This window comes from Butyrivibrio sp. YAB3001, from assembly GCF_900112195.1.
Lineage (GTDB): Bacteria > Bacillota > Clostridia > Lachnospirales > Lachnospiraceae > Butyrivibrio.
On sequence record NZ_FOKR01000002.1, the window covers coordinates 572,587 to 591,021 of the forward strand.

The window sequence follows — 18,435 nt, forward strand, 5'->3', positions numbered from 1 at the left end:
AAAGGTAACCATCATAAATACCTTATATTTGTAAGTGCCGCCTGGTCTCCTGTAAGTGCAACGTAGATATTCTGTGCATCATCCTTTACTTTGGTTATATTTCTGATATCTACACCAAGATTCTTCGTTGTAGTGACAATGGTATTCCCATTACGAACAAAGTCAACAGTGCAGTCATACCCGGCCTTGCCTTTTTCTTTCCAGTCATCCCAGTCTGTAAACTCATCGCCAAAGTTAACTGTCATCCTGTTTTCTGCTGCGCCATCTGATTCCCAATATTCTCCATCAAGCCTTATCAGCGCAAACTCGCGGTAGTTAGGCCCATTAACTTTTTTATCATCTGAGTAAAAAAGAATGATATGTGGGCAATGCCAAATAAGCCTTGCTGTAGGAAGACTCATTGCATGGAAAGTAATCTTCATATTCTCTTTAACAGGAACCCCTTCAGTTATCGCATAGTGATATCCATCTATCTGAATATTTGGCACATGTCCGCTTGGCACATCAATATATGAGATCTTGTCAGCAATTCTCGGAATATAGCCTTCGCCAATCGCCTCAGACTGTCTGTCAATTGCAACATCGATAATGTCGCAATACTCTCCTGTAAGCGAAATATACAAAAATCTTGAAGAATCGGCGAGTGCCACGATAAACTCCATAGACTGGTATACACTGCTTATTCTTATGAGAGCATGGTCCTCATACTTAACAGCTTCTATCTCGTAGTCTATAAAATATCCATTTTTAAAAGAAAAAGCTTCTCCACTGCCTGTCTTATCTGTACGTTGGATTTTCCTTGCGCCTTTACAGATGGTTTTTCCATCAAACCAGATTTCACCGGACTCATAATACCAAAGTTCATGTTTCTTTTTCTCATCGGTATGAATCCTGCCATCAAGAGAATCAAACAGTATTATTGCAGGAAGACATCTCTCATTTCTGGCATCCTCTTTTGCCCTGCTTCTTAAATGGATTTTGACTGTATTGGAATTAACCAGTATCCCTTCTGACACTTCGCTTCTGAACTTATCAGGATGAAGTTCATTTCTGCCGGATAGGCCTTTGACTTCAGCCTTTTCCTTCATATCATATTCGGAGTCCATATCCATAAGATGCAGCATGACCTTGGCATATTTTGGATCAAACTGACTTCCTGAACCTTTGATGATCTCTTCGCGCACAAGTTCCTGAGGAACAGGGTCTCTGTACTGTCTCTTGGAAGTCATAACATCATACGCATCAGCGACAGCAATAATTCTGGCTATCTCCGGAATATCCTCACCTTTTAGCTTATCAGGATAGCCCCTGCCGTCATATCTTTCATGATGATAGTTTGCTCCTACGCTAAGATACGGAAATTCACTGATACTGGATAGAATCTGCTTTCCGATAATAGTATGTGTTTTTATCTCATCATACTCGTCATCAGTAAGTTCGCTGCTCTTATTTATTATGTAATCGGGAATACCTATCTTACCTACATCATGGAGCAGCGCCGCATAATAAATCTCATCACACTCTTTTTCACTCTTACCGCTAACCTTCGCTATTTTTTTGGCGTAATCAGCAACTCTCGATGAATGTCCGTGAGTATTCCTGTCCTTAAAATCGATGGCGCTTACCAAAGCTTTTACCGTCTGCTCAAAGAGCATCTTAATGCTTTCAAGTTCCTCCCTGTTAGTCTTAGCAGCATATTCATTCAAATCAATAAAGGAAAAGAAATAAATAAGTACCGCTACACCCACGCTGGTAATGTTAGTTAGCGAAATTCCATACCAAAAATACTGAACAATCGCTGAAACCATAGGAAGCATTGCAAAAAGAATGAGTGAAAAACATACTCTTTTGCTTATATGCCGGCGATAATGGAAAAGCACTGAAAGATCAAGCACCAACGCCAAAAGGGGTGTCACATAGGATAAAACAAAGAATTCCCCCCTATGATAAACATTGGCCTTGTCAAATGAATAAAAAAGATTCGTAAACTGAGATACTATTACGAGAATTTCCCCCATAGCAATTAAAGCTTCAGCAAAGCACAATCTTTTAGGAATAGTAGGTAACGCGCCTTCATTTTTGAATATATCCACTATGTAAAGATTAAATGCGTGGACAATTTCCATGGAAAGAAAAAACACCATAAAGTGGCTTATTCGTACCATGTAGTATCCAAGTGTAGAAGTATCTCCATTGAATATATAGGTATACCTGTCAAATATAAGAATGAGCATTGCTGAAAGTTCAAGATGCAACATAGAAAGCTTTCTGCGCCTTGAGATATTGGTAGAAATAGCCGCAAAAAAAGCTGTTATTCCGCATATACTGCTAAGCGAAAGCATCATATCAAGCTGATGCCTTAAAATAAAATCATACATAAACAATTCCCCCAAACTACACCGTTTCAATATTTTACCACATTTCGGAAGTTTTTTGGATTTGTTTTTCGTCAGAAAAAGGAAACAGGTGCCTCATCACACCTATATGTGATGGACACCTGTCTCTTTTAGTTGAACTTAATTAATCTTTTTCTTTTTGGTCAGTACAAGGAATCCTATAAGGAGTATTGCTATCGGAAGCATTACGAAGCTATAGTTAAATCCTGTTACCAGCTTAGCAACTGCTTCATTCTGTAAGATAGCATCCACGCCTCCGCTAAACATTCCATAATTCGCACTACTCTTACTTATGCCTGACTCAGTCTGAACGTTTTCAGAAGAGGTCGTTATCATATTGCTAATAGCATTCTTCATTGCTGCTATGCTCACATCACTTGCAAGTATGACAAAATTCCAACCATCTTTCTCTACAACTTTTACGTAATCAGCTATTCCCATAACAGTATCATAAAGATTGCTTATATTACTGTCCATGTCGGTAGTAAGGCCAAACTGACGTAGAAGTGTATCTGATACTTCTGCTTCTTCCTGAGTATCTTCTTCATTGCGGTTAATCTTATTGTGCAGTTCTTTTGACAAATGTCTTAAGGTTGTACGTGGTTTAGCATCATCCTTCTTAAGAGTCTTTTCAGCCTCAAGAATGCTCTTTCTAAGATTAGCAAATTCTGCACTCTTAGCGGCAGTTACAACTTCGCCTTCATATTCTTCCTGGTATTCCTGCCACCTTCTTGGCTCTGGATTGCCCTCATCGCCGTTGTCATGTGGGTTACCCTCTTCTTCCGGATCTACCGGTGTGTATACTCTCCACTGAAGTTTGTCTGATTCCTTAAACTTGTTAAGAGTTCCAACATCGTAGCCCTTGGAATTTACAAGGAACAGATACATCGAATTGCCCCTTGGAGTAGAAGCTGCGATATTTGCTATCCTTGCTTTGATCTTATCAACCCACAGATAAGCTGTGTACATATTACTATAGCTTAGATACTCTCTTATACTATATGTACCCTTGCCAGTGCCGTTACCAGCCTTTACCATTAGCGTGTAAAGCTGAGAGTTAACCTTAAGATTAACAACATCTGACTCAAGTTTATTGATGAAGATGTTTGCTACTCTTGCCAGTTCATAGAAGCTGTTGTAAACAATCATCACAGGCGTGATATCAAGATTTACATTATCATTTGCCTTAATTGATACTGCAGCACTCTTTCCCTGTTTCTGAATAACGTTGTTATTGACAGGCGCCACATCAAACAGATATGCATTAAATGACCTTCCATTCACTGTATTACCTACATTTGATGCGCCTTCAATTGTAATTTTGTTTGCTGCAACGAATGCATCACCGTCTGTATAAACGTTTCCTCCATTCATCACGATAGTGATGCTTCCTTCACCTGCATCAAAGTCATCATAGCGGCGTCTTCCTGTTGAATCGCCTTCACCTGAGGTAAATATTACATCTCCCTTACCATAGGAATTGATCTCTACCTGTGAATTACTGTCTGTTCCATAGATAAATGCTATTCCTGCAGGTGCCTTGATATACATTGGCAGGTCATGACTCTTATCCGTATCTCCTACCAGGAATACTTTCTTGATATAAAGCGGAAGATCTGAATAATTATCAATGTTGAGCATTGGAATATAAGAACTTGTATAAGCCTTTACTACTCCTGATGCCTTGCCATTAAAGGATGAGATTGTAAATTCGCCGCGTCTTGTTTCTACGATATCATGGACTGTTATCTTATCGGAATCAATTGTAATAAACTTATCCTTATCCTGCTGCTTGATTCCTGTAACTGTAGCTTTCTTGTCTTTTCCTATAAGAATATTGATTCCTGCTGCAAATTCGCTGCAGTAAAGATCAAGATTTACAGATACATTACCATCAATACCATAGTAACCAGTTCTCGATACCTGTGCATCTGAATATGTAACTACATTAATTACTTCAGTAACAAGTTTTGTAACCTTCTTGGTAACCCATCTTACAAGATTCTTAAGAGGCCATGGAAGCCATGATGTTATTTTTTCAACAACTTCTTCTACCTTCTCGATAGTTCTTGTTACCTTTGAGACTATCGTATCGCCATCAGCTGTTGCGTCACGCTTAACAGCGTTATTTGAATTAAATCCATCTGCAAAACCGTTTCTGATGACAATGTCCGGTCCCATAAGAATTGCCTTGTAAGCAGTATTTCCTATATTGATATTTCCATAAGTTCCGCCGCTTACATCAGAGTTACCGTATACCTTACCTGTAACACCCTTTATTGATGCAAAAGAAATTGCGTTTTCATCAAGTGTCTTTGCTATGCAATAAATGTAGAGTGTCTCATATCCGGCAACACTGGCATTTCCTATGTTGACAAGAAGATTATTCGTTGATGTCACTTTACTTGTTGCTTCAGTATAAGTTGCAAATGACCTTGTCAATGCCTTAGAGTCTGCTTTATGACTCTGCTTGTCTATGTATGCAGCTATCTCAACATCTGCTCCATAGATACTGCAGGTCTTTGCGCTGTCAGGTGCAATATTAACAAGAACATTAACAGTACTTGTAACCTCTGCGCTCGGTCTGTTGCTCTCAATTCCGCCGGTCATGGTGTACTCAGCCTTCGAAGAGAGATTACTTGCAGTCTGTGCAATTATTGAAACCTTTCCAAGCTGGGCTGTAATCTCACATCCGCCAATATCTATCCTTGTATTCTCAGTATAGGTTATAGCGGCTTTTGGAATTGCCTTCTGCACTGCTCCGCCTGCGCTACCCTTTGCGGTGCTTGTAATAGTGACATCTTTAGCATCTGCATAAATACTTATGTTACCACCTGCAAGCATGTTGTAATTATCATTTACTTTTACAGATGTGTTGCGGTTAAAGCTGTTAGTTGCCTCAAGATTACTCTTGCTTCCAAGTCCATATGCGCTGCTCTCAATAGAGGTGCTCATATTTCCTGTTGTAATAGCTCTAATGTCTATGCTTCCAAGAGGAGTACTGATTGAATCCGACTTAACTGCTTTTTCATCTCCAAGGATAACTTCTGCATTCTGTGATGCAACGCTTCCGCTTACCTTTGAAGTTCCTCCTGAAACAAGTCCCGCGTTCATAGCTGCGAGATGATCAACTATTGAACTTATGTTATCTTTTGCAAGAATCTCAACATCGTTATTCGAAGTCAAAAGACCTGCAATCTTAACTGTAGTTCTTGTTGTACCAACATCGGTTGCAAAATAGTACGAACCAAGCTTAATTCCTGAATAGCCTGACATACTGTTGAGATGTGTTGCAACTGACAGATCTGCGAGAGCTCTTACAGTAATATTGTCAATCATCGGATTTGTCTTTTTAAGAGTTTCCAATTCATCGGAACTGTGAGTTCCTATTGTTGTAAGCTTTACTCCACTTCCTATCTCTGTTGATACAAGTCTTTCTCTTTCTTTTGCTGCCTGTGTAACAACGCTTACGCTGTCACCGGAAGCAAGTGTAATACTAACCTGCGGAGCGCTTCCCTTTGATGATACTTCAGTATTATCAGCTGCAATAACATCTATCTGCGCACCGATTATATTGCTGTTTCCTGTTACCCTTGCTGTAATTGTGCTAACAGAATCAGTCTTTGTAGAAACATACTGAGCGCTTGCAACACCAATGCTGTAATTTGGTGCATCAGCCGTTGCTTCTACATGGACAGCCTTGCCTCCCATCTGACCGGTTGTTGTATTAAGGTTAGATACGTCTGAGTTAAGGCTTACTCTTCCTGTTGCAATTATCTTTGTGTTATTGATGCATGCATCGTTCTTAACGTCGGCCTTGGCTGCTATTTCTGTAATACCGCCACCAACAAGACTTATGCTGTACTTACCTGTACTTGCACCACCCTTTGCGATAGCGCTGACATCGTCAAGCTTTGCTATTACATAAATGTCTTTTGATCTAATGACCTTTCCAAGACTGTCAACCAAAACTTTGTTGTCAACATTTACAAGTGAAGAAACATAAGAACCTGCAAGCTTAACACCTGATACGTCAACTTTGGTTCCCTTAATGTGAGCATTCGCACTTACTTTGCTTCCAATACTCTTAATTGCTATTGTATCGTATGCTCTTCCAAGGTCTCCTGTAACATTTGTTTCTGCAATGCTGCTTGCAATTGCATCTGACTTATTTGTCTCTCTTCCAACTCCTGTGATCTTAACTCCAAGGGCTGAAGGATCAAGGTCAGAAACCGCAACTGTTGCAAACTCATTTATTACACTTATGTTCCTTGCAATAATATTGCTTTCAGATGCCTTATTTACCCAGATTGCCTTAAAGGTTCCGGCTGCATCTGCCTTAGTTTCTACTACTCCAAGATTTGCCAGACTGAACATGCACTCCAGGGATTTAGCATTAGCTGTGCTTGTTCCATTTGCTCTTACAGAAATATCATCTGACTTTGAGCCAAGTGATACACTGTTTCCGCTAAACTCTGCAGATGCAATAACAGTCATATCAGCTTTTGCAGTTGCTTTATTAGCTGTAACAGCAGCTGCGCCAACTGTTCCTGCATAGATGCGAGCATCTGCTGCCGCATCAGGAGTAATGTAAACTGTCTTTCCAAGTACCTTTATTGTTACCGGTGAAGGCTTGGTATTTACGTCATTGCCCTGAGAAATGATCTCAAGACTCTTTGCTATTACGTCAGAAGCTTCGCCTGCAGTAAGGAGAGCTTTATTTTCGCCCTCTAAAGAAGCATAAACATAAGATGCATTTCCAGCTGCCGCGCCTACTGCTCCGCTGGCCGCTACTGCAAAAGCTTTATTCTTCCCTTTAGCTATTATCGCAATGCCTTCTTCAGCTTCTACCTTACCACTTGTTTCAAGAATGGCCTCATTCTTTGCGTTATTAAGTGCAAAAGCAAAATTGATAGCTGCTCCTCTTGCACCAATGCCGCCTGTAGCTGCTGTTGTGAATGCAGAAGAATCATAATCGCTTCCGCTTGTCAGTCCGCCTGCCTCAATTCTGATATTCTTTGCCTTGATTGGAGCATCTTTACTGCTTATCTTAGCAATGTTTTCAGAATCAATATAGGATACTGCTACAACTGCGCCCACTCCGACAGCTCCAGCTGAAACAGATGCAACCACTGTCTTTGCCTGGCCATTCATTCCAGATCTCAGTGATACAAGATTTGTAGCCGCTGTTTCAATGCTCTTTAATGTGACGTTATTCTGAGCATTCTGTAGTGCAAGCACTACTGCGCCGTTTGCTGCTATGGCACCTGCTGTAAGGCTTGCGCCAAGAGCTGTCACATCGCCGTTTACAGTTCCTGTAATACTGATATCTTTTGTCTTAATAAATGCATTCTTAGGTGAATAGCTGTTTCCACCTACATAAGCATTGTTTACTGCCTTATTGTTTGCTATTGCAACAGTAACTCCTGCTGCCACTGCACCTGCTGCTATGTTTGCAAAGTATGCGCCGATATTTTCTTCGATGTTCGAATTTACATTTATGACATCTGCATTTATCTTTGCATATTCACCAATATAAGCTGTAGATTCAAGCTTATTATTAGCTATTGAAACCATAACCGATACAGCAACTGCTCCTGCTGCAAGAACACCGTTAACTGATGTAAGGTTAGCCTTATTATCAGCAGTAACGTTAAGTGTTGAAAGAGTGCTCTGTGAATCAAACATTCCGGGATCAAAGGCTGCAACAACAATTGCTTCGTTTGTAGCAAGTGATACGCTTGCTGCAACTCCTACTGCTCCTGCGCCGATGGATACTGTAAATACTCCAACGTTGCCAAAATCAGTAGACGCTTTGATATTTGCATTCTTTCCGCTGTTCTTAGAATTTAATGATCCTTTTACAAGTGCCCTTACATCTGCAGAGTTGTTATAATATGCCACATTTGGCGCTACTCCAACAAGTCCGCCTGCTGCCGCTGCGCTTATCACAAGCATTCCAAAGTCTGAAGTAGATGTGGAACTGCCCTTACTCTCTTTTTCATTTGCAGAAGCTTTGGCTATTGTATCCTGAGCACTGGACTCCATTCCACCATTCTTCCACTTAAGAGTGCTGATATCCCAGGACTTCTTGTCATGAGTCAGTTTTGCTTCAATGGTTATTTCTCCCGGTGTTGTGATAACTGCTTTGTTGTCTACGAGAGCAGATACATTTGAATTAACAATGACAACTGCCACTCCTGCGCCAACGCCTGCAGTTCCGCCTGCTCCGGCGCCGCCTGCAACAACAAGTGCGCTTACATTCTCGTTAGAAGTAACATTTACATCGCCGCCTGCATTAAGTGATGAGCCATAACCTATAGAAGAAAGAGTCATATCAGTAAGGTCTTTTATTCTGCCTGAGAGATTACCTGAAGTCTGTTCCACAAGTTCTGCAGAAACATTTCCATTTCCGTTACCATAATCAGCATAGTTTCCTCCGTTTGCGCCCTTATTTCCAACATCAAGCGCTGATGTTCTTGAAGGAGTAATGGAAGTGTTCACTTCTTCCCTAAGGTCTTTTTGCTTAAAGGCTTCACCAGCTCTTTTATCTGCCTTGCCGTAAGCTGTGTCTACAATATCTTCCGGATGAATCTTACCATTCGTATAGATTGCATCATAAGAATCCTTGTCGATTCCACTGCCAGCAACGATAACTACAACTCCGGCTCCGACACCTGCCGTTCCGGACGCTCCGATACTTGCTGCAAAGGTCATGATATTTCTGTCTGACTTTGCGCTGATATCAATAGTCTTTCCGCTTGTCAGCTTATTATTCTTACCAATAAACGCTTTTATATTATTGTGTGAAACTGATACTATAGCGCTTACACCTATGCCTGCTGTTCCGCTTCCTGCTATTGTACCTGCTATAGCTACAAAGCCGTACTCATCCTTTGCAAGTACACTGATTCCTGTTTCAGCAGTCAAGGTTACCTTATCTTCTGTATAAGCCTGTGAGCTTACATTTGTTATTACCACATCTGCAGAGCCGCCAACTGCTGCTGTTCCGCTTCCTGCTATACCTACTGCTCCGCCATTTAATGTCTCTGCGGTGTCAGAACTTATAAGGATAAGTCCCTTAGTTGACTTAAGCTTTACGCCTTTTCCTGCATAGGCCTTAGAGTCATTGCTGTAGTAAATAACGTTTCCTTCTACAGAAACTGCTACATTTCCGCTTCCAGATACTACTGCTGCAAGAAGGTTTACATCTGCCTTTGCTGAGGATGTAATCTTAAGATTATCCTTTGCCTGCGCTGTAAGTCCTTCACCTGTTATAAATGCTGCAACCTTGTTTCTATAAACAAGTACGTTAGGAGCAACACCTACAGATGCTCTTCCGGAAGCAGCAATACTTACTGCTATAAGGAATAGTGAATCTTCTTTAGCTGCATCTACTACTACTATTCCTGCAGAATTGATATTCTTGATATTTTGTGCTGAGCTTTCAACATCTGCACTGTAAACGAAGGTTACTACAGAAACTCCTACGCCTACTTTACCTGAAGCAGAAAGACTTCCTGCTGCATCAACGATATCCTCTTTACTTCCGGCAATTATCTCAACCGCCAGAGGAACAGATGAATCATCTGATGATGAACTACTCTTGTCTTTTGCAACAAGTGTATTATGTCCTCTTGCCGTAGCATGAACCTTACTGCTGCTTACAACAGTATTTATAACTCCTGTTACTGCAACTTTTCCTGAAGCTCCCGCGCTCACAGAAATAAGCTTAAATGCAGATTTTTCTCCTGCATCAATCGCTACTCCGCGAACTTTCCTCTTCCTGTCGGATGAACCGCTTGTCACTGATGGAAGGACGAGTGCTTTTACGCCATTACTTAGTACTGATGCATAGTCAGCTGCTGCAGCTTCAATTGTGTTATTAAGTATTACTGTACTTATTGCTCCGCCTGCTGCAACATTACCGGAAATATTTGCGCCTCCGGCGATCATAAGTTCATCAGAATCAAGGAATGCGCTTATTCCTGCGCTTCCTTCTGCACTCATACTTGATTTATTTGCAGAATCACTGTCAAGAAGCGCTGAAATATTTGTATTTTCCACGGATACTGCTATTATTCCGCCAAAGGCATTCTTGCCTGCCTCTGCTGCTGCGAGAATATCAATAAATCTGTCCAGTGCATATGCGCTTATAAGAGCATTTCCACCTGCTGTAAGGTTACTTCCCTTAGCCACGTAACTCTGAACGTCTCTATTGAATAAGCTTACCTGTATAAGTCCGCCTGCTGCCACCCCCTTAAATGCAATAGCTGCTGATACATCAACTGCTATAAGCATTGAATCAGATGTTGCAAGGATGATTATGTCGCCCTTATCTGCTTTAATAGTAGCTGCGCTCTGAACCTTGGCATAACTCTTTGCCTTTGAAACAAGTACATCCACTACTGCTGCCACACCGGCCTTATCACTGATAGAAGCTGACGCGCTTGCAAGAACACTGATTGCCTTCTCTTTAGAGTCAGCTTTAACACTTACATTGCCCTTCTTAGACTGAAGTGTCACTGTTCCTGCCATTTCTTTTCCAACAATAGCCTCTGTATCTGAGCCATAGATTCCAACAACAAGTGTTCCACCGGCTGCTGTGCCTTTTCCGCCCTGAACGCCTGCGGCTATAAGAATTGTATTGTTGTCAAAGGTTGCAATTACATCAACGTTTTCACTTGCTACTATCTTGCAGTTCTCATAGATCTTTGCCAATGTTTCGCGGTCAGTATAGAAAACATTGAGGTTTCCGGCAACTTCAGTATTAGACTGCCCGGCTGCTATTGCCGCCGCTGTTGATACTATGAGACTATGCTGGATAGTTTCTGCTTCAACCTTAAATCCACCATTTTCAGCTATAGTGACATTTGCTCCTGAATGAAGTAAAGCCTTAGCCTTACTGTGGTCGATCATAACTGCTATTGAAGCACCTGCTGAATTCTTAGCTGTTCCTACAGATACTCCAATAGTATAAAGACCTGTATCCGCATTATCACTTGCTCTTAAAGTAAAGCCTTTAGCTGAAGGAATTGGATCCTCTCCTGAATTTTCAGTATCAGGCTTTGGCTTAATTATATTTATAACAGCATTCTTACCAATCTGAGCTCTCACATCTGTATTAAGAAGTACAAATGAAATTGCTCCCGCTCCGTTAAACTTTCCTTCTCCGGCTGCATAAGAACCGCTAAAGGACTCTATATGGTAATTATCCGAAATAAATATATTGATAATGTTAAAAGCTTCCTGCGCCGTATAAATACTCTTATAGCTGGCATTATCAACCTTAACTTCTCGATTTGAGCCGTCACCACTTGAAGATACTATCTTATTGCTTGAAAGTCCTTCATATACATTTACTCCCTTTGCAATATATCCAAGAAGTCCTGAACCTGAAAGAAGATCTTCATGCTTCTTTACTGCTTCTACTACAAGGGAATTTCCATCAAACGATGCATTATTTCCAATTATCGTATGGATGACATCGTTTGCATAAAGCATGGCAAATGATAATCCAAGTCCTACATTTGCCTTTTTCTGGTAAGAGATACTTCCGGCTCTCACATAAAGCTTATAGTCATCTGTTGATGAAAACTTAATGTCAGCGCCCTTAATGCCAATATTCTTACCTGCACTGATCTGAGTGGTTGCATCAGTGATAAGAACAGCTACCGCGCCGGCTCCTGCCACCTTTGTACTGTCAGTTCCTACTTTCTTTGAAATACTTCCGGAAACAGCCTGTGCGCCAAAGTAATCATTATCACTGTTCTGAGACATATCTGCTGTGATAGTTATATCGCCTCTTGCCTCAGTGTCTTTTGCCTCATCTTTAATTGCATTTATCTTTGTGTTATCAGAAATAACTACTACTGCTGAGCCTTTGTTATATGCAAGCGCAGCTCCGATTGCTATAGCAGCTGTTGCAGGCATCTGTGTCATTGTTATGCCTGTTCCAAGAGCTGAAAATGCTGCATCATTTTTGGCTGCAATTGTAACTGCCTGTCCGGATGTGGTAATGTTTCCGGATACTGTAGCAGTTGCATTGTGAACAGCAATATTAACACCGATTGCTGCCGCAACATCAACCTTCTTTTCAGATGAACCCTTCTTATCACCGGTAATGTCATTGTTTCCTGCGCCGCTCTCTTGCTTATTTGTTGCCTGATCATTAGCTGTCTTCTCGGCTTCCTTGACAATCTTTCCGGTCTCAGATTTATCATCTGTAGATTCGGTCTTGATGTTCTGTGTCTTTAAAATGTTATTTGAAAGAGACTTTTCATTAGAAGCGTCTCCTTCTGCATCCTTATCTTTATTCTCATTAAGAGTTGTATTTATAAGAGATGCTGTCTTATTGTTCTTATTATCTTTTCCCGGCTGATCAGAACTATCCGCTTTGGCCTTGTCCTGAGTTGTACCCATTGCAGTTGCAAGTGCAAGGCTTCTGTCCTCATCTTTAGTCTCTGCCTTGATAGAAACAGTTCCATCTGATGTGATCTTGCCCTTAAATGTTGTATCAACATCTGAACCAGACCATATGAATGCAACAGATGCTCCTACTGCTGACTGTTTACCAACTGCAAAACCACTTGACTGTGCTCTGGTCTTGCCTGCATGTTTAGCTTCAAGAGTAACATTTCCTTTTGTTACTATTTCAGTTTTGTCATTTCCGTAGACATTCACCTGATCCTTCTCTATCAAAAGAGCTACCGCAGCATCTACTGCTGTCTTGGCCTCTGCGCCCTTTGATACAGGATCTGTTCCCGCTACTGCGATCATGGTTCTTGTCAGCTTTTCTTCAGCCGTTATGCTTAAATCTTTAGCAGAAGTAATCTTCTTTGCCTCAATATAAGCTATTGTTTTTATCGTGCTGTAATCGAATGCAAAAGAAGCGCCCACACCGACTGCTGTTGCATTTTCGCCTTCTTTGGCCGTCGGATTCTTGGCATTATTATTGTCATCTTTTTTAGGTTCTTCGTTCTCAGTTTCGGAAGTATCTTTCTTTCCGCCCTGATCACCATCGTCATCATTTACTTCTACAATCTTGGCACCGTCATCAGTCTTATCCTTGCCATCATCGCCCTTTGTCTTTTCGCTGTCTTTTACAGCTTCTTTTTCTTTTTCGCCTTCCTCGTTCTTATCAGGCTTATCATCATCTTTCTTCTTAGGATCATTTTTCTTTAAAGATGCTGATGCTATTGTTTCTTCATTATTTAATATTCTGGCTGCAACTGTTATATCGCCTTCAGAAGATGTAACAAGTTTGTACTGGCCATTATCTGTGCAGACTATGTAGGCATCTACCTCTCCGTCAACTCTTGCAATGGCTATACTTCCGGCAACTCCAACTCCCGCTGCTCCTGCTCCCGATACTGCGTAAGTCTTTATCGCGTTTGGATCATCTTCCTTAGTTTCTACCTCAGTGTCGCCTTCTTTAGTCTTCTTGGTTGTCTGTGCAACCTCAGTCTTAACTGTAATAGTCCCTGCTTTTAAGTCAGCTGTTGTACTTATGTAAGCTTTTTCTACTATATTAATAAGGTTAAGAGCTGCTGCTGCGCCAACACCTACAGAATCACCTGCCTTAACTTTGCCGTCACTTCCTGAATGTGCAGAAACTGCTGAAGCATCCGCAAGTACATAGGCAGAAGTCTGGTTAGTTGTAGTTACTGCTATCTCCTTTGTTGCCTCAATAGCTTTTCCCAGAATCCTTGCTATAGAAGTATTGTTATGAATATTGAGAACAAATGCTGCTGCAACACTTAAAGTTCCCTCTGAAGTTTCAGCTTTCTGACGATTCTTTGTAAGTTCTGTAATCTTGTCAGTCTTAATATTCTTTGTATTTACTTCTTTTGCAAGTTCTTTTGCTGAATCAGTTGCTTCATCCGCCTGTTTATCCTGATCACATTTACCATCACCGTCGCCGGAGGCTTTTTCTGAATCTTTTGACGAAGCGGCCTTATCCTTATGAGCTCCTGTTGAACTTGCACGTGCTCTTGCCTTCGAAAGAATGCTCTTGGAAACAGCATTTATCTTAATGTTGTTCGCCTTAAGGTTACTCTTTGATGTTGCAGTTGCACTGTCATTAATTAATGAAAAGATAAGTGTTCCTGCTCCTGCAGCTGAAGAACTCTCAGCTGAAGCATCCGCTGAAATTGTGCGGTCCGCCTTGCTGTTGGCATTCATGGTGAAATCACCGGACATCACAATAGTTCCTTTTGCAGGTTTGAAATATGTAAAGCTTTCTGCATTCACACCTGAGATATCAATTGCGAGTGCAGGTGATACCCCTGTCTTTCCTATTGTACCTGCTGTTGCTGTAACTTCTTCTGAAAGCTTATTGTCAGCCTTTACAGATACAGATGCAGTATCACTGCTTATCTTAGTCTGCTTACTGCTGCTTCCAATAGAAGAAATGGTATCAATTCCATTTACTGCTGTGGAAATCGCTACGCCTACGCCGGTCTTATTATTTTCGCCTGACACCTTGACATTAGTTGTGGCAATAGTCTTGATGTTCTGGAAAGATACTGCGTTGAGCGCGATATTTCCTTTGCTTGTGCTGATAACAGCGTCTTTTGCAATAACTGCTTTAGTTGTGATATTTGCAATATCTACTGCTACTGCTCCGGCTATACCATAACTATCGGAATCAGATATTCCGGCTACCGCTTCAGTATGAACTGAAACAGGAAGTCCGCTCTGTCCTGAAGTAGCGATCACTTTAAGTTCTTTAGCCTTAACAGTGCCTTTAGTTATCTGTGCAATATTATTATGCTTTACTACGTTGACAGAAACTGCAGCACCAAGTGCATTTACTTTCTGGCTTTCTTCTCCTTCTTTCTTTGCACTCTTTACCTGAGATGCATTGGCAATAGTCTTTGAGCTTGTCATTGCATGCGAATCCAAAAGAACTGTTCCTTTTGTTGCTTCGACACTGCCTTTTGTACTTATGAGCGACTTGCAGATATTTATTATTACATTTACTGCTATTGCTCCTGCAAGCTGTGTTTTGCTGTTTGAACCTGTTGCCTTTCCGGCATCCTTGGCAACATCTGCTGCCTTGGTCGCCTCATCAAACTTCTTGTCGATTCCTGATTCTTTTCCGTCATCGGTTCCTGTTATCTTATCCTGCAAAGTTTCAAGTTTTTTGGTATCCTTGTCATCAAGCTTATCTCCAATCTGAGCATCTGACTTTGTATTCTTTGCAGCTTCAAGAATATTTGATGTGTTTTCCTTTGTGTTCTCTACAGAACGTTCGTCTGAGTTATCACCCTTTTTATCTGACTTTGCTTCTTTATCGGATGCAACCTTTCCATTATCTGAATCTGCTTTTCCATCTTTCTTAGGAGTTGTCTCCGGAACTGATGAAATTGCTGTTGTGAGAACACTCTCCAAAGCCTCTGACCTTACACAGACATCTGCTTTGTCTGCAACGACTTTCGCATTACCTATTATCTGTGCAATGACATCCTGTACTGCAACCGATACAGATAAGAATCCTCCATAAAGATTTCCGGACTTGTCTGTTTCTTTCTTATCTTTAGTGTTGTCTTTCTTATTCTTAGCATCATCCTTTGTCTCTTTGTTTCTTGCATGAGACTTTGTATTTACAAGAATTGTTCCTGATGCATCCAGTGTAGTGTTGCCTTTCTTTGATTCAACAACTGCCTTCTTGGATATCTCAACCTTGGAATCATTATCAATTGCTGCAACCGCCATTGATATAGGGATTGTTCCGACAGTGGATGAAACGTTAAGCTTAACGCTGCTATCTGAAAGAAGCTTTATCGCCTGCGCTATAACATTTGCGCTTCCTGTAACAATGACTCCTGCTTCTCCCAAAAGAACTCCCGCTGCTATTGGGATATACCACTTGGAGAGTGTGTCGTTATCAGCAGATGCTACTATCGCTGATACTGCTCTGCCAAGGAGTGCTCCGGCGGCTGTTATCTTACCCTTTACATTTACAAGAGCTTTTCCGATCTTAAGTGTTGCAAAATTTGCTCCCTTAAGCTTTTCAAACGGTACAAGTGGCTGATTCTGTTTGCTTTCAGCCTTGAGGTCTACGTTCTTTGCCTTGATGTTACCCTTAGCATTTACGTTAACTGTTGCAGTTGACTTAATGCTAAAGACTGAGAGCTTAAGGTTTGAAGTAACATCATTTGGAACGTAATCCTTAATTGACTCAGGTATAAGTCCTGTAAGATCAACATTCACCTTGTCTGAATCAGAAGCTCTTACTACCAGGTTTCCGGTATTTCCTGTATTAACTGTCTTGTTAATGTTGATAGTCTTTCCAACTACCATAAGGTTCATACCGTTTGTCTTAACTTTTCCAACCTTGACATTCTTGCCGGCTTTTCCGATAACCAGCTGGCTAAAAGAACTTGTTGTGGCAAGATCTGCATCAGCTTTACTGATAGTTATCGCTGCTGTATCACCTGGCGCATATACATAATTCGTAAATGTCTTATTAGTTATCTTTCCACTTTTTAAAACTCCGTTATTAAGGTCATTAGCTACAATATTGACTGTCTTCTTATTCTCAAGTTCATCTGTAAAATCTTTGCAATTCTTAATTGTGATCTTTGTTCTTAAAGAATCGCTTGAAATAAGATTTATCTTATGTTCTGATGTAGCCGAATTCTGTACATAAGTTTTTCTGTCATCAGGATTTTGATTTGATGAATACTTTGTAGTATCTATCTTGCTGCTATCAAGTTTTCCTGAAAGATGAAGCCTGTCTTCTTCATCGCCGTTTATCGTTACAGTTGTCTCTTTTTCTTTGGTTGTATCAGTATCAGATTTGTTTTTCTCATCTCCGCCTACTGACAGATCAACTTCATAAACATCACTTCCTGCTCCACCGTCAAGGGTGACCTCCCTGCTTCCTGTTGCTGAGCTTTCATCTGATGAATCATTGGAAGCCGGTGTACTTCCCGTGACTGTTATCGTATCCGAGCCGTCACCTCCATAAACTTCTACTTTTGCATTTTTCTGAACTTCAACATTTATGTTGTCGTCCTGATCAGTTCCGTAAATCTTAGTTTCTGACTCATTGACAGCTATCTTATGTCCCAGTGAAAAATAAATTCCTGCAAGGACAACCTTTATTCCATCAATGTTAATGTCTCCGTTTACTTTTGCATTTCCTGATGCGCCGGTTGAGATCTTGGTCTTATCAACCTCGTCTGTTCCCTCTTTAGTTTCATAGGCTCCATCAGCGAGAATATAAAGAGTTTTGTTCGCAAGTTTTTCTATATTCTCTATCTTCTTATTAATAGTAATATTGCCATCATAGGTTCCATCTTCAACCTTGATTATGCAATCACCTTCACTATCCATTCCCTTGATTGCATCTTCAATCTGTGTCTGGATTGCATTTTTAAGAAGTGAATCTGCCGTTTCTTCTTCAACTTCCTTTACCTTTTCAGGCTCAGTCTCAGGCTTTTCTTCAGAAGCTTCTTTAGACTCCGCATCTTCGCCGCCTGGCGCAAGATCCAACGAAGTCATATCCGCTTCGCTAAGATTAGCAAATTGAAGAGCCTCACATTCTTCACTCTTGCAATCCATAGTTTCTGCAGCTTCAGAAGCCTCAGAAGTTTTCTCTGAGTTTTCTTTTTCCTTATCCTCGGATTTCGACTTGTCATCATCAACTGATTGTTCCTTGGTATCTACCTTGGCTTCATCATCCGTTTTTCCCTTAGCATCATCATCCGATTTTACCTTGGTATCTGCCTTGGGTTCATCCTCAGATTGTGTCTCGTCTGAAGATTCAGAGAGAGTTTCTTTTTCCTGTACCTCATCACTGCTCTCTTTCACCTCACACTCAGGATCAGTGCATTCCTCCACAGTCTCCTCTTCCGCCAATGGAACAGCCGCCATGGCTTCTGCTTCAATAGAAATCTCTTTTTCTGAGGAAGATTTCTTAGCATAAACCTGCAGTCCGGTTCCCATGCTCAGAATCAGCACTAATCCTGTTGTAATTACTACTCTGATCGTTTTCTTCATAAGATAGTCCTCGCAACACTTTTTTGCT

At 41.0% G+C, this 18,435-nt stretch carries 2 protein-coding genes; both read right to left on the bottom strand.

Going from position 1 to position 18,435, the window contains the following annotated elements:
* Positions 1 to 11: 11 nt before the first annotated feature.
* Positions 12 to 2,378, bottom strand: coding sequence for an HD-GYP domain-containing protein (locus BM086_RS02440; RefSeq protein WP_092322859.1), 2,367 nt, complete (start codon positions 2,376 to 2,378; stop codon positions 12 to 14).
* Positions 2,379 to 2,516: 138 nt separating this feature from the next.
* Positions 2,517 to 18,407, bottom strand: coding sequence for a hypothetical protein (locus tag BM086_RS02445; RefSeq protein ID WP_092322862.1), 15,891 nt, complete (start codon positions 18,405 to 18,407; stop codon positions 2,517 to 2,519).
* Between the last annotated feature and the right edge of the window lie 28 nt (positions 18,408 to 18,435).